We start from the raw sequence: 22,102 nt of genomic DNA on the forward strand, positions 1-22,102 counted from the left end.
GAGGGGCCGCCTCTTCGTTCGTGGGCCGGCGGGTCCGCCCGACCGGCCGCTCAGGAACGTCGGATCAGAAGCGAGCCTTCAGGGCACTGAAGCTCGAGGTGTCGCCGTCGACGGCCTCCTGGATCAGCATGGTGATGCTCGGGACCGTACCCCAGGCCCCCTCGGTGGGACCGGACACACAGGCGTCGTCACGGAACTCCGGGAAGCCCGCGGGGAAACTCTGGGTGTCGGTGCTGCCGATGGTGGCCGAGTTCGAGATCACGAACTCCATGATCCCGGGATGGTCGTCGAAGGTTCCGTTGAGCGTGACGTTCGAGACGATCGAGACCAGGGTCCCACCGACGAACTGATAGGTGGCCACGTTCACGAAACTCGTGACCGTCCCGATGTAGTCGACCGTGTTGTCGCCCCAGGGACCGTTGCGAGCGAGCCAGAAGGTCCCGCCGGTGTAGGCCGTGTTGTAGACGATCTCACCGGTCCCGGTGCCGTCGACCGTGTTGCTGACCTCGGTCGGTGACGCGCCGATCGAGGGGCACTCGACGCGCCACTGCGTGCCGAGGTTGATCGTGTCGTAGGACTGTGCGTGGATCGTGTTTCCGACCTGACCGGGACCGCCGCCCACGAAGGACTCGCTGAAGCGTCCGGTGAGCATGCTTCCCCCGATGTCGTTGGACCGGTAGGTACCGAAGGCGGGAGCTCCCGCCTCGGCGCTCGGGGGGATCAGGAGGAATCCGACCAGGAAGAGCGTGAACAAGGACCGCATGTGTCGCCTCCGCGATGGTTCGAGAGTCCGGCGCCGCGCGGAAGAACGCGGCGCACTCGCGGGAGCCGGGCCGTGGCCCGGGACCACGACACCCTTCGTCGGAGAAGGGCGCATGGAGTCTCCTCCTGCTCACCGGGCCCGCACAAGAGGCGCAACGGCATCAATCGCCCCCCGCGCGGCCCGCCGACGAAGGCGTGGTCCGGGGCGGAGGTCTGTGGCATGGTCGACGGGTCCACGCCCCCTTCCTCCGGAGCCGGATCCCGATGAGCGACCCCCATCGTCCCCTGAGCGACGACATCCAGTGGCTCGGCCGTCAGCTGGGCGAGGTGATCCGCACGCACGCGGGCCAACAGGTCTTCGACTGCATCGAAGCGGTGCGGTCGACCACCAAGACCCTGCGCGCCTCCGCGCGCACGCAGGACGCCAGCGAGGCCGATCCGGGGGGCGTGCAACAGATGCTCCGAGCGCTGTCGACCGAGGAAGCCCGTTCGGTCGCGCGTGGATTCGGCCTGTTCCTGTCGCTGGCGAACGTGGCCGAGCAACACCACCGCCTGCGACGACGACGCGCGCACGAGCAGCAGGGAGACGCGCCCCAGCGGGGCTCGGTCGAGGAGACCCTCGCCCGCCTGATCGACGACGAGGGCCACGATGCGGCGGCCATCGCCTCGACCCTGCGCGAGCAGCGGATCGAGCTCGTCCTGACCGCCCACCCCACCGAGATCACCCGGTCGGCCGTGATCCACAAGCTCATGCGGATCGCCGACCTGCTCGCCGAGAACGACCGGCCCGACCTGCTCCCCCGCGAACGGGCGACCATCGAGGAATCGCTGCGCGCCCAGATCACGGCCCTGTGGATGACCGACGAGATCCGCCGGAGCGGGCCGACACCGCTCGACGAGGCGCGCTCGGGGCTGTTCTGGTTCGAGCAGACCCTCTGGGACTCCACCGTCGGCTTCCTGCGCCGACTCGACCGCGCCATGCGCGACCGCCTGGGTGAGGGCCTGCCCTGGGACGCCGTCCCCATCCGCTTCGGCTCGTGGATGGGCGGCGACCGCGACGGCAACCCGAACGTGACGGCGGCGATCACGCGGCGCACCGTGTGCCTGGCGCGGGCCTTCGCGGCCACCCTCTACCGCCGCGAGATCGACCGGCTCGCCGACGAACTCTCCCTGGCCGCGGCCGGCCCCGGGCTGGACGCACCGCCGGACGCCGACGAGCCCTACCGTGCGGTTCTCAACGCGCTGAGCGAGGACCTGAAGCGCAGCCGTGAGCACTGGCTGGCCGGCTACCACGACGCGGAAGGGCATCCTCCACCCACCGATCGAGAGCCGATCGCCGCCGAGCATCTGCGCGACGTCCTGCTGCGCGTGCGCGACTCCCTGCACGCCACGGGCGCGGACGCGCTGGCCGATCACCGGGTGCTCGACCTGCTGCGCCGCGTGGCCATGTTCGGCGGCGTGCTCGCACGACTCGACCTGCGTCAGGACTCGGCCGTGCACTTCGAGATCGCCGACCGGCTCACGGGCGGGGGCTGGGCCGTGCTCGACGAGGCCGACCGTCTCGATCGACTCGCGCAGTGGACGACGACCGAGGGACCCGACCTGGACACCCTGCTGCGGAGTCTGGACCCCACGACCGAGGGCGAGTTGATCGAAACGGTGCGGTTGTTCCTCTCGATCGACACGATCGGGTCGGACGCCCTGGGGGCCTATGTGATCTCGATGGCCCGTCGCGCCTCCGACGTCCTGCTCGTCGAGGCCCTGCAGCGCCGGGCCGGGGTACGCCGTCACTGTCGCGTGGTGCCCCTGTTCGAGACGGTCGAGGACCTGCGCGCCGCACCGGACGTGCTGGAAGCCCTCTTCGCCCACCGCACCGCGCGCGGGGACGGGGTGGCCCACCAGGAGATCATGATCGGCTACTCGGACTCGGCCAAGACGGGCGGACGCTTCTCGTCGGCGTGGGCACTGTACGAGGCGCAGGAGCGCATGGTCGAGGTGGCACAACGGCACGGCGTCGAGCTCACCCTCTTCCACGGCCGCGGCGGCACCGTCGGGCGCGGGGGTGGCCCGACCTCGCTCGCGATCCAGTCCCAACCGCCCGGCACCATCGACGGCCGCCTGCGGGTGACCGAGCAGGGCGAGATGATCCAGACCAAGTTCGGCCTTCCCGGCATCGCCGAGCGCACCCTCGAGGTCTACACGACCGCGGTGCTCGAGGCCACGCTGCACGAGGACGCGCCGGCGCGGCCCGAGTGGCGCGAATCCATGCGCGCCATGAGCCGCGCCTCGCTCTACGCCTACCGCGATCTCGTGCAGAAGACCCCGGAGTTCGTGGAGTACTTCCGCGCATGCACGCCCGAACGCGAGCTGTCGCACCTGCGCATCGGCAGCCGGCCCAAGAGCCGGCCGGGTTCCGGGGGTGGGGTGGAGAGCCTGCGCGCGATCCCCTGGGTCTTCGCCTGGATGCAGACCCGGTGGCTCCTGCCGGCGTGGCTGGGCATGGATGCCGCCCTGGGCGCCGTCGACGCCGAGACCCTGCGGCACATGGCGCGAGCGTGGCCCTTCTTCCGCAGCATGCTCGACCTGCAGGAGATGGTCCTGGCCAAGGCCGAGATCCCGATCGCCCGCCGCTACGAGACGAACCTGGTCGACGAGCGCCTGCACCCGATCGGGGACGAGCTACGGGAGCGCTACGAGCGCACTCTGGCCGCCGTTCTGCGCGTGAGCGGCGAGGACGAACTGCTCACCCGCAATCCCGTGCTGGCCCGTTCCATCCGCGTGCGCAACCCCTACGTCGATCCGATCAACGTGCTGCAGATCGAAGCGCTGCGTCGCCACCGCTCCGACCCCGAGGACTCCGACGCCCTCGACCTGCTGCTGCGCACCATGAACGGCATCGCGGCCGGCATGCGGAACACGGGCTGAGCCCCTGCGCCGCACCGGCGCGCGGGATCAGGTCGTGTACTCGGCATTGATCCGGACGTACTCGTAGGACAGGTCGGTCCCCCAGCTCACGGCCCGGCCCGATCCTTCGTTCAGGCCGATCGTGACCTTGAGGAAGCTCTCCTTCATGCGCTTGGCCAGTGTCGATCGCCGGATCTTCACGGGCTGTCCGCCCTCGAGGATCTTCAGTGTCTCCCCGGCGGTGATCGACAGGTCGACCTTGTCGGGATCGAAGTCCACGCCGGCGCGTCCGGCCGCACCCATGATACGACCCCAGTTCGGGTCGTGGCCGAAGATCGCCGTCTTCACCAGCGTGGAGTCGCTGACCGTGCGGGCGATCTTGCGGGCGGCCTCGTCGTCGCGCGCGCCCTCGACCACGTACTCGACGAACTTCGTGGCGCCCTCGCCGTCGGAGACGATCAGACGCGCCAACTGCTCGCAGATCTGGTCGAGCGCCCGGCGGAAGCTCTGGTAGGCCCGATCCTTCCGACGGATCATGGGGTGGTCGGCCTTCCCACTGCACATGATCGCCACCATGTCGTTGGTCGAGGTGTCCCCGTCGACGGTGATCATGTTGAAGGTGCGGCCCACCGATTCCCGCAGGGCCTCGTCCAGCAGGTTCTTGGTGATCTTCACGTCGGACACGATGAAGGCCAGCATGGTGGCCATGTTCGGGTGGATCATGCCCGAACCCTTGGCGATGCCCGAGATCCCGACCTTGGTGCCGTCGATCTCGAACTGCTCACCCGCCTCCTTGGCGAAGGTGTCGGTGGTGAGAATGGCGTTCGCGCACAGCGTACTCGCCACTCCCCGCCGCGTGAGCTTGATCACGTTGTCGTGGATGCCCTGGACGACCTTCTTCGTGGGAAAGGGCTCGCCGATGAGACCGGTCGACGAGACGATCACCAGCTTCTTGTCGATCCCCAGCGCCTCGGCCGCGGCCTCGGCCATGGCCACGGCGCCCTTCTCTCCGTCCTTGCCGGTGCAGGCGTTGGCGTTGCCCGAGTTCACGACGAAGGCCTGGGCCTTGCCGTCCTTGATGTGGCGGCGCGACAGCTTCACCGGCTCGGCCACGACCACGTTCTGCGTGAACACGGCGGCTGCCGTGGCCGGTTCGTCGCACACGATCATGGCCAGGTCGCGGCGCTTGGACTTGATGCCGATGTGTGCGCCCCAACAGCGGAAACCCGGGATGTCGGTGATGGCGAGTTGCATGGTCGCGATTCCTTCGCTCGATGTCAGGGGGACAGCGGGGCCTGGCCCAGACCACTGTGTTCGAGGAGTCCGAACATGATGTTCATGTTCTGGATCGCCTGGCCAGCGGCGCCCTTGACGAGGTTGTCGATCGCCGAGATGGCGATCACGCGTCCCGTGCGCGGGTCGTGGACCACGTGCAGGTCGCAGAAGTTCGATCCACGAACCGCCTTCACGCTCGGCGGACGGTCGAGGACGCGCACGAAGTGCTCCTTGCGGTACACCGAGTCGTAGGCGTCCCGCAGATCCGATCCGTTGATCTTCGGTCGACGGAGGTGTGCGTAGGCCGTGGTCAGGATCCCGCGGTCGACCGGAAGCAGATGCGGCGTGAAGAGCAGCTGCACCGGGGCCGCGCAGTAGAGTTCGAGGGCCGACTCGATCTCGGGCGTGTGCCGGTGCTTCAGGAGACCGTAGGCCGAGAAGTTCCCGAACACGTCGGGGAAGTGCGTGGTCGACGAGGGCTTGACCCCGGCGCCCGTCACGCCCGACTTCGAGTCGACGACGATACCCTCGATGTCGATCAGGTCCTGCTTCAGGAGCGGCGCCAGGGCGAGGATCGCCGAGGTCGGGTAGCAACCCGGATTCGCCACCAGCCGGGCCTTGCGCAGATCGTTGCGGAAGAGTTCGGGGAGGCCGAACACCGCCTCGTCGATCCGTCCCGGAGCGCGGTGGGTCTTGCGGTACCACTTGCGGTAGAGCTCGGCGCTCGGCAGACGGAAGTCCCCCGACAGGTCGACGATCCGGAAGCGTTCGGTGCCGAAACTCGCCACGAAGTCCATGGACGCGCCGTGCGGCAACGCCAGGAAGACCACGTCGAGATCGGTGTGCTCGACGTCTTCGAGCGACTGCAGCTCTTCGTCGAACAGACCCACGAACTGTGGATGGACGTCGGAGAAGCGCCGGCCCACGTGGCTCTGCGAGGTCACCAGCTCGATGCTGGTGCTCGAGTGCTGCAGGAGCAGGCGAACCAGCTCCGATCCCGTGTAGCCGGTCGCCCCGATCACGCCCACGCGAACGTCACGCATGGTCGATCACCTCCGTGAGCGACTGGAAGAAGACGTCGAGGACCCGGTCCAGATCGGACTCCTCGATGGTCAGGGGTGGAAGGAGACGGATCACGCTGCCCGCGGTGCAGTTGGCCAGGACGCCGTGCGCGCGCATGCGGCCGACGACGGCCTGTCCGTCGGCGTCGTCGCGGAGCTCGACGCCGATCATCAGTCCGCGACCGCGGACCTCGAGCACCTGCGCGTGATCGTGCGCGAAGTCGTCGAGGCGCCGGTGGGCGTGCTCGCCCAGCCGTCCGGCCCGCGCGGCCAGATCCTCGGCCTCGATCGTATCGAGCGTGGCCTGCGCCGCGGCGCAGGCGAGCGGATTGCCGCCGAAGGTCGTGCCGTGGTCCCCGGGGTGCAACACCTCGGCCACCGCCGTGTCGGCCAGGAACGCGCCGATGGGAACACCGCCCCCCAGCCCCTTGGCCGTGACCAGCACGTCGGGCCGTACCTCGTGTGCCTGCCAGGCGAAGAGATGCCCGGTACGGCCCATGCCGCACTGGATCTCGTCGAAGACCATGAGCACACCGCGCTCGGTGCACAGCGACCGTGCCTCGCACAGGAAGCCCGGATCGATCTCGTGGATGCCGCCCTCGCCCTGGATCGGCTCGACCACGAAGGCGGCGGTGTCGTCGCCGAGCGCGCGGTCGAGGGCTCCGAGGTCGTCGCGGGGAATGCGTGTGAAGCCCTCCGGGGCGGGGCCGAAACCCTTCATGTACTTGTCGGCACCGAGGGCCAGCGTGGCGAGGGTGCGTCCGTGGAAGCACCCCTCGACGCCGACGACCTTCGGGCCGTGTCCGTGCTCCGAGGCGTGGCGGCGCACCAGCTTGAGCGCACCCTCCATGGCCTCGGCGCCGCTGTTGGCCAGGAAGGCCCGCTCGAAGCCCGCCATGCGGGTGAGCGTCTCGACCAGCGCCGACTGCACTTCGGTGTAGTACAGGTTCGAGACGTGGATCAGTCGACCGGCCTGCTCCTGCAGGGCCCTCGTCACGGCCGGGTGGCAGTGCCCGAGCACGTTCACGGCGATCCCCGCGAGGGCGTCGAGGTACTCGCGCCCGTCGAGGTCCCACACCCGAGTACCCTCGCCGCGGTCGAGCACCAGGGGCTGGCGGCCGTAGGTCTGGAAGTGATGCGCCTGCTCGCGATCGATCGCGAGTCGGCGGCGATCGGTGTTCATGGGGTGATCTCCGTTCCACGGTCCGTTGTGCGTTCCAGTGCCTCGCGCAGCGCGCCCTCGCGCGTGCCGTCGACGATCCGGGCGCGCGGGACACCGCCGGTGACGGCGATCGCGCAGGCCTCGACCTTCGGGATCATCCCGCCCTGGATCGACGTGCCCATGAGCGCGTCGATCTCACCCAGCGGCAGGTGATGGATCACGGTCGAGGGGTCGTCGGGAACACGACGTAGACCGTCGACGTCGGTCATGGCGACGAAGAGTTCGACGCCGAGTGCCGCGGCCAGGTGCGCGGCGAACATGTCGGCGTTCACGTTGTAGACCTCGTCGTCGTGGCCCAGCGCCAGGGGTGCGACGACGGGCAGGTAGTGGCTCGCGAGCAGCAGGTCGAGCAGCTCCGTGTCGACGGTGTCGACGTCGCCCACGAAGCCCAGGTCGACGCGCTGGGCCTCCGCACCCTCCACCGGGTGTTCGTGGTACCGGCGGCGGGCGCGGACCATGGCGGCGTCCTTGCCCGACAGACCCACCGCGGGTTGCCCGACCGCGCAGAGCCGGCGGACGAGGTCGCCGTTCACGCGCCCCCGCAGCGCCATCTGCACGTAGCCGATGGTCCGCGCGTCGGTGCGGCGATGGCCGCCCACGAACTCGGTCTCGAGGCCCACCTCGGCCAGGATCTCGGCGATGGCGGGGCCACCCCCGTGCACGAGCACCAGCCGCGCGCCGGAGTCGTGCAGGTCTCCGATCTCGGCCAGCACACGGTCGCGCACGGCGGCGTCCGTCATGGCGTTGCCGCCGTACTTGACGAGGATCGAGGGGCAGTCGTCGGGATCGGTCATGGTTCCGGCTCGTGGTCACGGGTTCGGGTGGGCGCGATCAGCCAAGCCCAGCGCGCCGCTCGCGTCAAGCGTCGGCCTGCATCGCGGTGGCGGCGGCCCAGACCTGTCCGGCGGCGAGCCCGCCGTCGGTGGGCGGCAGCTGGGCGTGGGCACGGAGATCGAGTCCGCGCTCGGCTCCACGGGTCAGCAGGGACTCGCTCAGACGGCGGTTGCAGAACACACCGCCGGTGAGCAGGACCGGCCGCTCGCGCCACGGCGCGAGCTGGGACAGCGCGGCCTCGACCAACGCGGCGTGGAACCCGGCCGCGGCATCCTCGGCCTCGAGGGTCCCCTCGACCGTTCGCTCGACGATCGTCCGCACGGCCGGCCGCCAGTCGATCCGCACCAGGCCGTCGAACTCGACCAGGGGCATGGACAGATCGACGGGCCGGGTGGCGCGCCACGACGCCCACTCGAGCATCTGCGGGCCCTGCGCCTGGTGGGTGTTCTCGGTGCACAGGCCGAGCAAGGCGCTCACGCCGTCGAAGAGACGGCCCATGCTGGTGGTGGTGACGGCCGCGTCGCCCCGTGCGAGCAGACGACGCAGGTTCGCCACCAGGTTCGGATCGACATCGCCGAAGAGGGGCGGGGGGTCGCCGTCGAAGGCGACGTGCGCCAGCGACAGCGCGGTCCTCCAGGTCTGGCGGACGGACCGCTCGCCCCCCACCAGTCCGAAGGGAACGATCGACCCCACGCGCTCGCTCCGTGCGGGGGTCCCGTGCAGGAGTTCGCCCCCCCACACGGTGCCGTCCCCACCGTCGCCGGTGCCGTCCCAGGTCAACGCGACGACCTCGCCGTCGATCTCGTGCTCCAGGGCGGCGGCGGCCAGGTGGGCGTGGTGGTGCTGCACCGCGGTCCGCGCAACGCCCCATCGCTCGGACAACTCTTCGGCCAGATGGGTGGTGAAGTAGTCGGGGTGCAGGTCGTGGACCACCCCTTCCGGTGCTACGTCGAGCAGGCGCAGCAGGTCGTCGAGAGTGCGTCGGTAGGCCGCGCGGCCCTCGGCCGATTCCATCTCGCCGAGATGCGGCGCGAGCACGACCTCCCGATCGCGCGCCACCGCGAAGGTCACGTTCATGTGGCCGCCCAGACCCACGAGCGCCGGGAGCACGCGCGGTGCGAGCACCGGCAGCGGCGCGAATCCACGCGCGCGTCGCAGCAGTTGCGGGCGCGGCGTGGGGCGGGTGACGACCTGCAGCACCGAGTCGTCGGCCTGACGCAGGATGGGCCGATCGTGGACCAGGAAGGCGTCGCAGATGCCGCGCAGCGACTCCAGGGCCTCGCGGTCGTCGTGGATCGTCGGCTGGTCGGAGGGGTTGCCCGAGGTCGCGACCACGGGACGGCCGAAGGCGTCGAGCAGCACACGGTGCACTGGCGTGTACGGCAGGAACACCCCGAGCTGCGGACAATCCGGCGCGACCGATGGGGCCGGCTCCGACCACCCCCGCGCGGTGCGCGGCGACAGCACGATCGGGGCCTGTGGCGAACGCAGGGCCGAGGCGACGAAGTCCGGGACCTCGACCCAGCGCCGGGCCGCGTCGAGATCGCCGACCATGACCGCGAAGGGCTTGGCCGGCCGGCGCTTGCGCGCGCGCAGCCTCTGCAGCGCCGCCTCGTCGCCGGCGTCGACCACGATGTGATACCCCCCGAGCCCCTTCACGCCGACGATGCGCCCGTCCGACAGCCAGCCGACGGCTCGGGCCAGGGCCTCGGGGCCGGTCATCTCGTCGCCGTCGCCGTCGCCGTCGATCGCCTGCAGACGCGGTCCGCACGCCGCACAGGCCGTCGGTTGGGCGTGGAAGCGGCGGTCGGTGGTGTCCTCGTACTCGGCCCGGCAGCGCGGACACATGACGAAGTCCTTCATCGAGGTCTTCGCCCGGTCGTACGGCAGGTCCTCGAGGATCGTGTAGCGCGGTCCGCAGTTCGTGCAGTTCAGGAAGGGATAGCCGTGGCGGCGGTCGTCGGGATCGCGCAGCTCGCGCTCGCAGTCCTCGCACATGCCCAGATCGGGCAGCAACCAGGCGCGCGTGGGACCACCGGCTTCGCTCGCGACGATGCGGAACTCGGTGTGGCCGGCCGGCGCGAGCAACCGCGTGTCGACCGCGTAGAGCACGGCGGCGCGCGGCGCGTCGTCCTGCAGACGCGCGAGGAAGGACCCGAGTTCCGTGGGATCGCCCTCGACCTCGATCGTCACGCCGGCCGGATCGTTACGGATCCAGCCGGCCAGGTCGAGGTCGGTGGCGAGACGGTGCACGAAGGGACGGAAGCCCACACCCTGGACCACGCCCACCACGCGCACCTGCATGCGCTCGCGTGCGCTCATCGCCGTTCCGTGCCGGGGATGCGAACCGTCAGGACGCCGCGAACAGACGTTCGCGCGCGCTGAGCAGCGACTCGATCCACGCGTCGACCCCGTCGCCCGTCTTCGCGCTCACGTGATGGATGTCGATGTCCGGCCGCAGCTCCTTCGCCAGACGCTCGACCTCGTCCACCCGGAAATCGAAGTGCTCGAGCAGGTCGACCTTGGTGATCAACATCTGCTGCGACGAGTGGAAGGCCTTCGGATACTTCGGCGGCTTGTCCTCGCCCTCGGGCACCGACAGCAACACGGTGCGCAGGTGCTCGCCCAGGTCGTAGCTGGCCGGACACACCAAATTGCCCACGTTCTCGATGAACACGAAGTCCCACGGCCCGTCGTCGGCGATGCGTTCCCAGGTCTGCTGCACCTGGTGCGCCTCGAGGTGGCACGCGCCGCCGGTGGTCATCTGCAGGGCGCGCACGCCCACGCCGCGAATGCGCTCGGCATCGCGCTCGGTCTCGAGGTCGCCCTCGAGCACCAGCACGCTGTGGCGCTCCTGCAGCTTCGGCAGGGCCTTCTCGAGCAACGTGGTCTTGCCCGATCCCGGTGAACTGAGAAGGTTCACGACGAAGGATCCCTGCGACCCGAAGCGATCGCGCATGGTCGACGCGACGAAGTCGTTCGCCTTCAGCAGGCTCTCCTTCAAGTGGATCTGACGCAACTCGCTCATGGCACACCTCTCGTGTTCGCGGCGGGGGGAATTCAGCCCGACGGCATCGACGGACCGTCGCGGTCCTCGTCCTGCAGGTCGTCGATCTCGAGTTCGACGTGGCGCAGCAGCAGCTCTTCGCCCTTCTCCGCCCGGACGGCGGTGCTGCCGCAAGCCGGACAGCCGAAGGTGAAACTCTCGGGATGGGTGATCGAGCCGCAGTCGCGGCAGTGCAGCTCGAGCTGCACCTCGTGGACCACCACTTCGGCGTCGCGCATCACGTCGACCTCGGCCGAGACGACCTCGATCGCGTCCTCGAGCAGCTTGGGCACCACGTTGCTCAGCGCGCCGATCTCGAGTTCGAAATGGGTCACGCGTTGCGCGCCGTGCTCGTCGCAGATGCGCTCGAGCTGTCGCGCCAGACCGATCACCAGGGAGACTTCGTGCATCAGCAGATCCTCGGCAGCTGTTCGCCGCTCAACATGTCCAACACCCGGGTGCCTCCGAGACCACTGCGCACGCGGACCGATCGTGGGTGCGTGTCGACCACGTCGCCGATCACGCAGGCCTCGCGCCCCAGCGGTTGCGCGCGCCACGCCTCGAGCAGCGCGTCGCAGCGTTCCGGGGCGACGAAGGCCAGACAGCGGCCCTCGTTCGCCACGTACAGAGGATCGAGACCGAAGATCTCGCACGCCGCCCGCGCGGGCTCGCGCACCGGGATCGACTCCTCGTCGAGAACGATACCCACTCCGGCGGCCTGGGCGATCTCGTTGGTGGCCGACGCGATGCCGCCGCGCGTGGCGTCGCGCAGGCAGTGCAGGTCGGCTCCCAGCGGTCGCAGACAGGACTCCACGAGGGGCCACAGGGCCGCGCTGTCGCTGCGCAGGTCACCCTCGAGCTCCAGGCCGTCGCGCTGGGCCAGGATGGTCATGCCGTGGTCGGCGATCGGTCCGTTGACCACGATACGATCGCCCGGCCGGACGCGCCGCGGCGCGACGTCGATCCCTTCGACGACCTCGCCGATGCCCGTGGTGTTCACGTACACACCGTCGCCCTTGCCGCGCTCGACGACCTTGGTGTCGCCGGTGACGACCTCGATCCCGAGCGCGTCGCAGGCCTCGCGGATCGAGGCGACCACGCGCCACAGGTCCTTCAGCCGGAGACCCTCTTCGAGCACGAAGGCCAACGACAACCAGCGCGGCCGGGCGCCGCACATGGCCAGGTCGTTCGTGGTCCCGTGCACCGACAGCGAGCCGATGTCGCCGCCGGGGAAGAACAGCGGCCGCACCACGAAGGAGTCGGTGCTCATGGCCATGGCGCCGTCCGGCCGCGGCAGCCGCGCGCCGTCGTGCAGCTCGTCGAGTCGTGACCCGCCGAGCGCGGGCACGAACAACGACTCGATCAGCTTCTGGCTCAGACGTCCCCCACCGCCGTGCGCCATGGTCACGGCGTCGTAGTCCTCCAGCGGAATGGGGCACTGCAGTTGCACGGACGCTCCTACGACCCGGCGCTCACGGCGTCGCGCCGGAAGGCGTGGTAGGCCGCGCACGCGCCCTCGCTCGACACCATGGGGGCACCCAGCGGGGAGTCGGGAGTGCATTCGCGACCGAAGGCCGGGCATTCGTGCGGCTTGGCGCGCCCCTGCAGCACGAGCCCGGCGATGCAGCGGTCGGACTCCTGCGCGGTGACCGACTCCACGCTGAAACGGCGCTCGGCGTCGAAGTCGGCGTAGGCGTCGGTCAGGCGGAGCCCGCTCGCGGGAATGGGGCCGATGCCGCGCCACGCGATGTCGGTGACCTGGTAGACCTCGGCCAGAAGGCGTTGCGCGGCCGGATTGCCCCGGGCCGCGGCGGTGCGGGCGTAGGCGTTGTCGACGGCGACCTCGCCGGCGGCCAACATGTCGGCCAGCCGCGCGATGCCGTGCACCAGGTCGAGCGGTTCGAAGCCGGCCACCACGAAGGGTACGCCGTACTCGCGGGCCAGTTCCTCGTACTCGGCCGTGCCCATGATCGCGCACACGTGGCCCGGCGCGAGGAAGCCCTGCACCCGGCACTCGGGTTCGTCCAGGATCGCGCGCACCGCGGGCGGTACCCGCACGTGCGAAACGAGCGCGCTGAAGTTCTCCACTCCCCGCTGCTTCGCCTCGACCACGGCCATACCGTTGGCCGGCGCCGTCGTCTCGAAGCCCACGGCGAAGAAAACCACCTGGCGGTCGGGATTCGCCTCGGCCAGACGCACCGCGTCGACCGGCGAGTAGACGATGCGTACGTCGGCCCCGCGCGACTTGGCCGAAAGCAGGTCGCCCTTCGAGCCGGGCACCCTCAGCATGTCGCCGTAGGAGGCCAGGATCACCTCGGGACGCCGCGCCAGCTCCAGCGCACGGTCGATCTTCTCGAGCGGCGTCACGCACACCGGGCACCCGGGCCCGTGGATGAGTTCCACCTTTCCTTCGAGCAACTGGTCGATCCCCGAACGGATCAGCGTGTGCGTCTGCCCCCCGCAGACCTCCATGACGCGGATCGGGGTGTCGACGCGCTCGCGGATGCGGTCGATCCACTGCCGCGCGGTACGGCCTTCGCGGTATTCGTCGCGATGCTTCAAGACTTCGACTCCGGCGAGCCGGTGATCGTCGGCGGTGGACCCTCGGGAGCGGCTTCCCCCAGCTCACGCAGGTAGCGCAGAGTGGTTTCCGCTTCTTCTTCGTCGATCACGCTGATCGCGAAGCCGACGTGCACCATGACGTGCTCACCGACCTCGACTTCGGGCGTGAACGACAGATTGACCTCGCGCAGCACTCCACCGAAGTCGACCTTGCCGTGGACCAGGTCGAGTCCGTCGAAGCGCTGGACTTCCACGACACGTCCGGGGACACCGAGACACATGACGAGAACCTCACTTCCGCCGGCAGGGGGTTCCGGCGCGACCCAGCGGTACGAGGAGGGGGGCGCCGGGGGTCGAAGACTGGTTCAAGCTAACCAGCGATCGGCCCGTCCTACCCTACCGATTCCGTGAGCCATCCCGGATTCGTGTGATGCACCGCGATCACGCCCTGGACGCTCGCGCGCGCCTCGGCGAGACTGCCCGGAAGGCCTTCGGACGCCCCGGAACTCCCCCCTCACCGCAGGAGCGGGCCGTGCAGCTGGATCGTCGACAGTGGTTCCGTCGTACCCTCACCGCCGCCGGCGCCCTGGTCGGCGCCCGTGTGATGGGAGTCACAGCACCCCTGCTCAGCGGGTGCGGCGGGGCGTCGGAGCCGGCCGAGACCTCGCCGGTGCTGCGGGTGCCCGTCGACGCCGTCCCGGCCTCCGGCCGCCACGAGGTCCTGCACAAGGGAGTCGCCGTGGAGTTCCGCCGCGAGGGCGGCGAGATCGTGGCCCTGTCGATGATGTGCTCCCACCAGATGTGCCGGATCGAGTGGAAGCCCGACGACGAGCGGTACTTCTGCCCGTGCCACGACGGGGTCTTCGCCGCCGACGGCAGCGTGGTGTACGGACCGCCGAAGCGTCCGCTGCGACGGCTCACGGTGACGATCGAACGCGGTGAGGCCGTCGTCGACGTCCACGAGATCTACCGGCCGCTCCCCCGCGAGGCGCGCTGACCGCGCCAGCTCAGCGATTCCCGGCGCCCGGCAGCCACCACAGATCGGGCTCGAGCGGCTCGGCCTTCGGCTCGACCGTGTGGCCGAGCGCGCGCAGGGCCTCCACGACCCGTTCGACCGAAGGGTCGACCGCCGCCTGGACCGCGGGCGTCAGGCCGGGCTCCATCTCGGTGGTCTCGGGGACGGTGGCCACCAGCAGGATCGACTCGGGCGAGGATCCCTCGAACTCCATGGCCATGAGCGCTTCCTTCAGGCCCGGATCGTGCGGATTGGTGCGCGGCTGCGGCGGATGCTTCTGGATCGCCGCCGCGTCGTAGGTGCGCACGCCCCCCGGGCCGTCCTTGGCGCGGACGGTGTCGACCAGGATCAGGTGATCGTGCCCCGTCAGGTGCGGGTGCAGGTCGAAGCCGGGGGTGCCCAGGTCGGTGACCTCGACGTCGTCGGGCAGGTCGTAGCGGGCCCGCAGCGTGGCCACCACGGTCGGCCCGTACGCGTCGTCGTGCATCAGCACGTTGCCGAACGAGAACACGGCGGTGCGCGCGGCGCTCATCGCGATCTCCAACAGGGGGCTCGAGGCAGAAAGAACGGGCCCGCTCGCCCCCAGGGGGATCCAGGGCAGAGCGGGCCCGCAAGGATCGGGCGTCGGCGGCGGCCGTTCCGGCCCCCGGCCCTAGAGGGCCTGGACCTTCGACACCTCGGTTCCCTCGATGTCCAGCGTGTGGACCGCACACGCGATGCACGGATCGAAGGAGTGGACCGTCCGCAGCACCTCGAGCGGCTGCTCGGGGTCGGCGACCGGATTGCCCACGAGGGCGGCCTCGTAGGGACCCGGGCGATCCTGACCGTCGCGCGGACCGGCGTTCCACGTGCTGGGAACCACGGCCTGGTAGTTCGTGATCTTGCCGTTGTCGATCACGACGAAGTGCGACAGCGCACCGCGCGGCGCCTCGTGGAATCCACAGCCCGTCTGGCGACCCGTGAACACCGGCTCGTTGAAGATGTCGACGTCGCCCGACGCGATGTTGTTCACGAGCAGGTCCCAGTGGCGGTGGCTCAGCTCGTTCATGATGCCCGCGCGGATCGCGCGCGCCGCATGGCGGCCAATGGTCCCGTGCAGCGCCGACAGCGGAACCTGGGTCCCGGCCAGACTGCTGACCTTGTCCAGCGCCGCCGTCGCCCACTTCTCGGTCATCTCGTGGCCCGCGGCCAGACCCACCAGCACCTGCGCCAGCGGACCGACCTCCATGACCTCGCCGCCGAAGCGCGGGGCCTTGATCCACGAGTACCGGCCGTCGGGATCGAAGTCGCTGAACTTCGGGACCGTGTCCTCCTCGTAGGGATGACGGGTCCACTCGCCGTCGTACCAGGCGCGTTCGATGTTCTCGGTGACGTTCTCGTTGAAGTACGAGTCCTGGAAGTTCTCGATCTCCTTGAAGGTCGACAGATCGCCGTTCATGATCGTGCCGCCGGGGAAGTCGAACTCCGTTCCGGCCTCGTCGAGCGGCATGTCCGGCACCGACAGGTAGTTGGTCACGCCGTGACCGTGAGGCAGCCAGTCGGCGTACATGGCACCGATCGCGCAGACGTCGGGGATGTAGACCTGCGAGATGAACTGGTCGAGTTCGTTCAGCAGGTCCTTGACCATGTACAGCTTGGTCATGTTCAGCGTGGCTTCGTTGTCCAGGTTGATGGCGTTGGCCACGCCACCCACGGCCAGGTTCTGGATGTTCGGCGTCTTGCTGCCGAGGATCGCCACGACCTGGTTGGCCTTCTTCTGGATCTCGAGCGCCTGCAGGTAGTGCGCGACGGCCAGCAGGTTCACCTCGGGCTCCAGCTTCATGGCCGGATGGCCCCAGTAGCCGTTGGTGAAGATCCCGAGCTGCCCGGCCTGGACGAAGCTCTCGAGCTTCTGCTTGACCGCGGCCATCTGCTGCTTGCTGTTGCCCGGCCAATCACCCAGCGACTGCGCGATCTGCGCGGCCTTGGCCGGATCGGCCTGCAGCGCGTTCACCACGTCGACCCAGTCGAGCGCCGACAGGTGGTAGAAGTGCACGATGTGATCGTGCATGGCGTGCGCCGACATGATGATGTTGCGGATGTACTGGGCGTTCTTGGGGATCTCCAGCCCGACCGCGTTCTCCACCGCGCGCACCGAGGCGATGGCGTGCACCGTGGTGCACACACCGCAGAAGCGCTGGGTGAACAGCCACGCGTCGCGCGGATCGCGGCCCTGGAGGATCGTCTCGATCCCCCGCCACATCTGTCCGGACGACCAGGCCTTCTGCACGCTCCCGTTGTCCACTTCCACGTCGATCCGCAGGTGACCCTCGATCCGGGTCACCGGATCCACCGTGATCTTCTGACTCATCCCTGATCTCCTAGTCGTTCGCCGATTCGGCGTTGGCCCTGGCCTCGTTCACTCGACGGTTCCTCATCATCACGAAGCCGAGCGTGACGTAGAGGGCCACCGGAGCCACGAATCCCTTGTAGATCGTGTGTTGGACGTTGCGCACCGTTTCGGGGGTGCTCTTCTCTCCGAGGTCGGGCAGACCGAGGTCCTCGAAGGGGACGTGCGACAGGTAGAACACCTGCGTGCCGCCGGCGTCGTGCTCGCCGTAGACCTTGTCGACGTAGCGGTCGGGGTCGGCGGCGATGCGGCGCTTGGCCTCGGCCAGCAGCTGCTCACGGGGACCGTAGATGACGGCCTCGCGCGGGCAGACCTCGCAGCAGCCGGGGATTCCGCCCTCGGCCAGCTTGTGCTGGCAGAACTCGCACTTGACGATCTCGGGATTGGCCGAATCCCACTCGAACTTGACGATGTTGTACGGGCAGCCGATCTGACAGTAGCGGCAGCCGACGCACCGGCTGCCCTCCCACGACACCACGCCCTGATCGTCCTTGCTCAGAGCGCCGATCATGCAGGCAGCGGCACAGGCCGGATCGACGCAGTGCATGCACTGCTTCTTCATGTACGAAGTCGGGTTGCCCTTCTCGTCACGAGCCAGCTGGATGATGTTGCGCGTGTCGGCGTCCAGCGACATCGGCGAGTCGTGGATCCCGTCGCGAACGACGGGCGGATCTCCGTTGGATTCGCGGCAGGCCACGACACAGGCCTTGCAGCCGATGCACAACGTGGTGTCGTAGAGCATGGCCACGGCGGCCTCGGGCGGCTCGATCTTCTCGCTGGCGCGCGCGGTGGACGGCAGGGAGCAGGCCGCGGCCCCCGCCGCGACACCGGCCAGACCGCCGAGGAACTGACGACGATCGGTGGACATGATCAGCTCTCCTTGTTCTTGCGCTCGGCCAGCATCTCTTCCTCGCCCACTTCGAGCTTGCGCGAGGCGACCATGGCGCCACCGGCGATCGCGCCGACGATGGCTCCGGCCAGGCCCGAGGCGACCGCGCTCACCGCACCCGGCTCGCCCTGGATGGGCGGGTAGGTGTCGGGAGGCGTCGGGCGTTCGATGTCGACCGTGGAGTGCAGGGGGGCATTGAAGGCCAGTTCTTCTTCGGTGCAACCGAAGCACGGATGGCCCAGTCCGATCGGCCACGCGTCGGGGATCTCGCCGAAGTGCTGGACCGAGCAGTTGGCGTAGGTGGCCGGTCCCTTGCAGCCGAGGCGATAGAGGCAGTGACCCTCGCGGTGGCTCTCGTCACCGTACTTGAGCGCGAAGCGGCCCGCGTCGAAGTGCGCGCGGCGCGGGCAGTGCTCGTGGATGGTGCGGCCGTAGGCGAACTTCGGGCGCAGCTTGTCGTCGAGCGCCGGCAGCGTGCCCATGGTGGCGAACTGCAGGACGGTGCCCAGGAAGTTGTAGGGATTCGCCGGGCATCCCGGGATGGTGACCGTCGGGACCTGGCGATTGGTCATCGACAGGATCTCGGGGGCACCGCGGGCACCCGTCGGGTTCGGTGAGGCGGACGGAATGCCTCCCCACGAAGCACAGGAGCCGATCGCGATGACCGCGGCGGCGTCCCGGGCGACCTCGTCGGTGAGCTCCATGGCCGTCTTGCCGGCGATCTTGCAGTAGACGCCGCCGTCGCGCGTCGGGATCGCACCCTCGATGACGCAGATGTAGTTGCCCTTGTGCTGCTCCATGGCCTGGTGCAGCGCGTCCTCGATCTGATGACCGGCGGCCGCGAAGAGCGTCTCGTGGTAGTCGAGGGACACGAGATCGAGGATGACCTCGGCCAGGTCCGGGTGCGAGGTACGCAGCAGCGACTCGGTGCAGCCGGTGCACTCCTGGAAGTGCAGCCAGATCACCGAAGGCTTCAGACCCTTCGACGCGGCCTCGGCGATCTCCACCGCGACGCTCGACGAGAGCCCGATCGAAGCAGCCGCGGCCGTGACGATCTTCAGGAACTGACGGCGGTCCATCTTCGAGTACTGTCGGGTCTCGGCAGGGTCGATCGAACCGGGCATGGCCGGGGCGAGGTCCGGCGTCCGGTCGGTCTTCGATATCATCAAGGGGCCTCCACAAGGTTCGGGCCGGACACCGGGTCCGCGCCTGGGTCTCTGGCGAGAGACTCGCAGCCGGGAGATCGCGAAGCGCGAGGAGAGCGATCCCGGGCCAACTGCACCATTCAGTGTGATGCAGTGTAATCGGGGGCACTGCCCGTCGTAAGCTGCGTTCGATCGCGAAGATGTGAGATCGATTGAAGTTGAGAACGGTTATCGGCCCGAACCGGGAAAATGTCACAGATCCCATGGTGCCGACGCATCAGATCGCGTCGCGGACGGGCGAGACCGATCGTGCGGATGGCAGCGGCCCCGGGTCGTGATACGCTCGACGTTCGTCTTTCCCGCTCCCCTTCCCCGACCCGAGCCGTCCATGGACCAGATCGCCGTCGTCGTCCTCGTCGCCTCCCTGGTGTGGCTGGCGTACACCTACTTCGGATACCCGCTGCTCCTGAAGCTGGTGGCCCGCCCCCGGGCGGCGGCCGATCGGGAGCGCGAGGCCGTCCCGCGCGTCACCGTGGTCACCGCTGCCTACGACGAGGTCGACGTCATCGGCGCGACCATCGCGAACAAGCTCGACAGCGACTACCCCGCGGATCGTCTCGAAGTGATGGTGGTCTCGGACGGATCGACCGACGGGACCGACGACGTGGTGCGCGGCTTCGAGCCCACTCACCCGGGTCGCGTGCGGTTGATCCGCCAGGAACCCCGTCAGGGCAAGACGTCGGGACTGAACCTGGCCGTGCCCGAGGCCCGCGGAGAGATCGTCGTGTTCGCCGACGCGAACTCGATCTACGAGCCCGACGCCATTCGTCATCTGGTCGCGGCCTTCGACGATCCGCACGTGGGCTACGTGACCGGGAAGATGATCTACGTCGACGAAGACGGTTCGGTCACCGGCGATGGCTGCACCGCCTACATGCGCTACGAGAACGCGCTGCGTGCGCTCGAGACCCGGGTCGGATCGGTCGTCGGGGTCGACGGCGGGATCGACGCCGTGCGGCGTGAGTTGTATCGGCCCATGCGGGCCGACCAACTGCCCGACTTCGTGCTGCCGCTGAGCGTCGTGGAACAGGGCTACCGCGTGGCCTACGAACCGCGGGCCGTGCTGCGCGAAGAAGCCCTGACGAGTTCTGGACGCGAGTACCGCATGCGCGTGCGCGTGACCCTGCGTGCGCTGTGGGCCCTGCTCGACCACCGCGGGCTCTTCGATCCCTTTCGCCACCCCGTGTTCGGCTGGCAGCTGGCCTCGCACAAACTGCTGCGGTACGGGGCCTTCGTGCCGCAGGCGCTGGCGTTCGTGGCGAACGCCGTGCTTCTGCCGCGGGGCGACGCCTTCGCCTGGCTGTTCGTGGCGCAGCTGGCGTTCTACGGCCTCGCCGGCCTGGGCTACGTCGCGGCCCGGCGCGGGGTGTCGGTCCCGGTCGCGACCGCCCCCTACTACCTCACGCTGCTGAACGCGGCCTGCGCGCACGCCACGTGGAAGTTCCTGCGGGGCGAGAAGCAGGTGCTGTGGCAGCCGCGGGTGGGATGAGGTCGGGCAGGGGCGGGCGTGTCCACCGGGTGACACAGCGAGTGCCGTGATCGTCCTCCGCGGCGGACCATGATCCACCGCAGCGGACGATTCCCGGACCGGCCGGGGCGGGCCGTGGAGCATGAACCGGCCCGACTCACGTCTTCTTCCGTAGGAAGGGTTCCGATTCGTCGCATCGGCTTCCCTCGCGTCGACCGGCGGTGCTCCCGGTCCGCCGCGCGAGGCCGGACCGAATGGAGTCCGGAATCGCGCGCCTGGCCGGCAAGGTCCATCGACGGACCGGAGAATCCGCACGCGGACGCTCCGATCCACCTCCGAATGGCCCCTGGCACTACGGCACGACGAGTGCGATCAAGCGCGGGACGGACGACGTGGACCGATCGGGAATCCGGGACGGCCGCGGGTCGGCCGAGCGGGCCGGGACCGGTCGCTCGGATCGCAATGCAACGAATCGCGAAAAGGGTGCGTGCCCACGAGACTTCCGCCGCTCGAAGCCCGTTCCTGATGCATCTGCATCACGAAAGGGGCGTGCCGGGGGGTTGACTCGGAAAGGACACGGGCGTAGCTGAAGGAACCCCACGCCTCGCTGATCCCTTCTCGCCCGTCCCGACTCGAATCATGTGGATCCTGGCGCAGCTCTTGTAAGACTGCCCTGCGTCGCCGCCTCCGAGAGCTGCCAGTCCGGTAGCCAAGACCTCGACCGTTGCGCCGGCTCCTTCGTGGCGGACGGTCGTACCCGAGTCCAGTGGCGTCGAGCCCGTGACGGGTTGCGCCCAGGAGGACCGAAGTGGAGTTCAAGGCAAGGAAGATGGACCTGCGGGTGCTTTTGCTCCCTTTGTTGATCATCGTGACATCCCTCGCGGCCTGCGAGAGTGACGAGATCCTGGACCCGGCCGAGGCGTCGGGCACCGTTCTGATCGAGCTGCAGCCGAGCGGACTGGAAGCGTCCTGGTCGCTCGTGACCCCGATGGGCGACGTCATCGAGGGTGACGGCGCGGCGAGCCTGAAGTCGATGGTGATCGGCGACTACGCCCTGAGCTGGGGCGAAGTCGCGGGTTACCGTACGCCGGGCGTGGCGCGCGCGTCGCTGGCCAAGGACGCCACCATCGAACTGACCGGCGCCTACGAGCCGCTCTCGTTCGGGAACGTGACGATCGACGTCGAGCCCGACGCGACCGACGCTGGCTGGATGCTGGTCTCCCAGGACGGAGAGCTGTACGAGGGCAACGGCGACAGCACGCTGACCAAGCTCGCCGCCGGCGACTACACGCTCGGCTGGATCGCCGTGCCGGGCTACGAGATGCCGAGTGAGAATCCCGTGACCTTCACCCTGGCCGCCGACGGTGACCAGACCGTGCAGGGAGTCTACACGGCGACCGCGCGGGGTTCGATCGCCGTGGACGTGACCCCCGATTCGATCGAAGCGTCTTGGAGTCTCGGCACCGAGAC

19 protein-coding genes are annotated in these 22,102 nt (G+C 69.1%); 4 read left to right on the forward strand and 15 right to left on the reverse strand.

What is annotated here, in order from left to right; all coding sequences use genetic code 11:
- Nucleotides 1-64: 64 nt before the first annotated feature.
- Nucleotides 65-763, reverse strand: a complete 699-nt coding sequence (locus VKA86_16440; protein HKK72796.1) for a hypothetical protein — start codon at nucleotides 761-763, stop codon at nucleotides 65-67.
- Between the two features lie 263 nt (nucleotides 764-1,026).
- Here VKA86_16440 and ppc point away from each other — a divergent pair, with 263 nt between their 5' ends.
- A complete protein-coding gene (gene ppc / locus VKA86_16445; GenBank protein ID HKK72797.1) occupies nucleotides 1,027-3,687 on the forward strand; it encodes a phosphoenolpyruvate carboxylase in 2,661 nt (886 codons plus the stop codon).
- 27 nt (nucleotides 3,688-3,714) lie between these two features.
- Here the strand turns inward: ppc and argJ are convergent, their stop codons facing one another.
- The 10 genes from argJ to VKA86_16495 form a co-directional block, all read right to left on the reverse strand.
- The gene (gene argJ, locus VKA86_16450; protein ID HKK72798.1) at nucleotides 3,715-4,920 is read right to left on the reverse strand and encodes a bifunctional glutamate N-acetyltransferase/amino-acid acetyltransferase ArgJ; all 1,206 of its coding nucleotides are present in this window, start codon (nucleotides 4,918-4,920) and stop codon (nucleotides 3,715-3,717) included.
- A gap of 23 nt (nucleotides 4,921-4,943) precedes the next feature.
- Nucleotides 4,944-5,984: an N-acetyl-gamma-glutamyl-phosphate reductase gene (argC, locus tag VKA86_16455; GenBank protein ID HKK72799.1), complete on the reverse strand. Its 1,041-nt coding sequence runs from the start codon at nucleotides 5,982-5,984 to the stop codon at nucleotides 4,944-4,946.
- Complete coding sequence (locus tag VKA86_16460; protein ID HKK72800.1) at nucleotides 5,977-7,185, reverse strand: aspartate aminotransferase family protein; 1,209 nt, start codon at nucleotides 7,183-7,185, stop codon at nucleotides 5,977-5,979. The genes argC and VKA86_16460 overlap by 8 nt, the downstream gene beginning before the upstream one ends.
- Nucleotides 7,182-8,018 carry an acetylglutamate kinase gene (gene argB, locus VKA86_16465; protein HKK72801.1) on the reverse strand — a complete coding sequence of 279 codons (837 nt, stop codon included), beginning with the start codon at nucleotides 8,016-8,018 and terminating at the stop codon, nucleotides 7,182-7,184. The genes VKA86_16460 and argB overlap by 4 nt, the downstream gene beginning before the upstream one ends.
- Before the next feature lie 64 nt (nucleotides 8,019-8,082).
- A complete protein-coding gene (hypF, locus tag VKA86_16470) occupies nucleotides 8,083-10,380 on the reverse strand; it encodes a carbamoyltransferase HypF (protein HKK72802.1) in 2,298 nt (765 codons plus the stop codon).
- A 28-nt stretch (nucleotides 10,381-10,408) separates the two neighbouring features.
- Nucleotides 10,409-11,086: a hydrogenase nickel incorporation protein HypB gene (gene hypB / locus VKA86_16475; protein HKK72803.1), complete on the reverse strand. Its 678-nt coding sequence runs from the start codon at nucleotides 11,084-11,086 to the stop codon at nucleotides 10,409-10,411.
- A gap of 32 nt (nucleotides 11,087-11,118) precedes the next feature.
- The gene (locus tag VKA86_16480) at nucleotides 11,119-11,514 is read right to left on the reverse strand and encodes a hydrogenase maturation nickel metallochaperone HypA (GenBank protein ID HKK72804.1); all 396 of its coding nucleotides are present in this window, start codon (nucleotides 11,512-11,514) and stop codon (nucleotides 11,119-11,121) included.
- Nucleotides 11,514-12,554, reverse strand: a complete 1,041-nt coding sequence (hypE, locus tag VKA86_16485) for a hydrogenase expression/formation protein HypE (protein ID HKK72805.1) — start codon at nucleotides 12,552-12,554, stop codon at nucleotides 11,514-11,516. Before hypE ends, VKA86_16480 begins: the two co-directional genes overlap by 1 nt.
- 8 nt (nucleotides 12,555-12,562) lie before the next feature.
- Nucleotides 12,563-13,666 (reverse strand): hydrogenase formation protein HypD, encoded by a 1,104-nt coding sequence (gene hypD / locus VKA86_16490; protein HKK72806.1) that lies wholly within the window; start codon nucleotides 13,664-13,666, stop codon nucleotides 12,563-12,565.
- Nucleotides 13,663-13,947, reverse strand: coding sequence for a HypC/HybG/HupF family hydrogenase formation chaperone (locus tag VKA86_16495; GenBank protein HKK72807.1), 285 nt, complete (start codon nucleotides 13,945-13,947; stop codon nucleotides 13,663-13,665). The genes hypD and VKA86_16495 overlap by 4 nt, the downstream gene beginning before the upstream one ends.
- Before the next feature lie 251 nt (nucleotides 13,948-14,198).
- Between VKA86_16495 and VKA86_16500 the strand changes: the two genes are divergently transcribed.
- The gene (locus VKA86_16500; protein HKK72808.1) at nucleotides 14,199-14,663 is read left to right on the forward strand and encodes a ubiquinol-cytochrome c reductase iron-sulfur subunit; all 465 of its coding nucleotides are present in this window, start codon (nucleotides 14,199-14,201) and stop codon (nucleotides 14,661-14,663) included.
- Nucleotides 14,664-14,673: 10 nt separating this feature from the next.
- On the opposite strand, the gene VKA86_16505 is transcribed toward VKA86_16500, so the two are convergent.
- The 4 genes from VKA86_16505 to VKA86_16520 all read right to left on the reverse strand — a co-directional run bounded on the left by VKA86_16505 (nucleotide 14,674) and on the right by VKA86_16520 (nucleotide 19,125).
- The gene (locus tag VKA86_16505; GenBank protein HKK72809.1) at nucleotides 14,674-15,213 is read right to left on the reverse strand and encodes a hydrogenase maturation protease; all 540 of its coding nucleotides are present in this window, start codon (nucleotides 15,211-15,213) and stop codon (nucleotides 14,674-14,676) included.
- 120 nt (nucleotides 15,214-15,333) lie between these two features.
- Nucleotides 15,334-17,031, reverse strand: coding sequence for a nickel-dependent hydrogenase large subunit (locus VKA86_16510; protein HKK72810.1), 1,698 nt, complete (start codon nucleotides 17,029-17,031; stop codon nucleotides 15,334-15,336).
- 10 nt (nucleotides 17,032-17,041) lie between these two features.
- Nucleotides 17,042-17,938 carry a hydrogenase 2 operon protein HybA gene (hybA, locus tag VKA86_16515; GenBank protein ID HKK72811.1) on the reverse strand — a complete coding sequence of 299 codons (897 nt, stop codon included), beginning with the start codon at nucleotides 17,936-17,938 and terminating at the stop codon, nucleotides 17,042-17,044.
- Nucleotides 17,939-17,940: 2 nt separating this feature from the next.
- The gene (locus VKA86_16520; GenBank protein ID HKK72812.1) at nucleotides 17,941-19,125 is read right to left on the reverse strand and encodes a hydrogenase small subunit; all 1,185 of its coding nucleotides are present in this window, start codon (nucleotides 19,123-19,125) and stop codon (nucleotides 17,941-17,943) included.
- Nucleotides 19,126-19,492: 367 nt separating this feature from the next.
- On the opposite strand from VKA86_16520, the gene VKA86_16525 reads away from it, so the two are divergent.
- Together VKA86_16525 and VKA86_16530 are read left to right on the forward strand one after the other, a co-directional pair.
- The gene (locus VKA86_16525) at nucleotides 19,493-20,653 is read left to right on the forward strand and encodes a glycosyltransferase family 2 protein (GenBank protein HKK72813.1); all 1,161 of its coding nucleotides are present in this window, start codon (nucleotides 19,493-19,495) and stop codon (nucleotides 20,651-20,653) included.
- A 787-nt stretch (nucleotides 20,654-21,440) separates the two neighbouring features.
- A partial coding sequence (locus VKA86_16530) for a hypothetical protein (GenBank protein ID HKK72814.1) occupies nucleotides 21,441-22,102 on the forward strand: 662 nt, incomplete at its 3' end.

The sequence above is a fragment of the Candidatus Krumholzibacteriia bacterium genome, from assembly GCA_035268685.1.
GTDB lineage: Bacteria > Krumholzibacteriota > Krumholzibacteriia > JAJRXK01 > JAJRXK01 > JAJRXK01.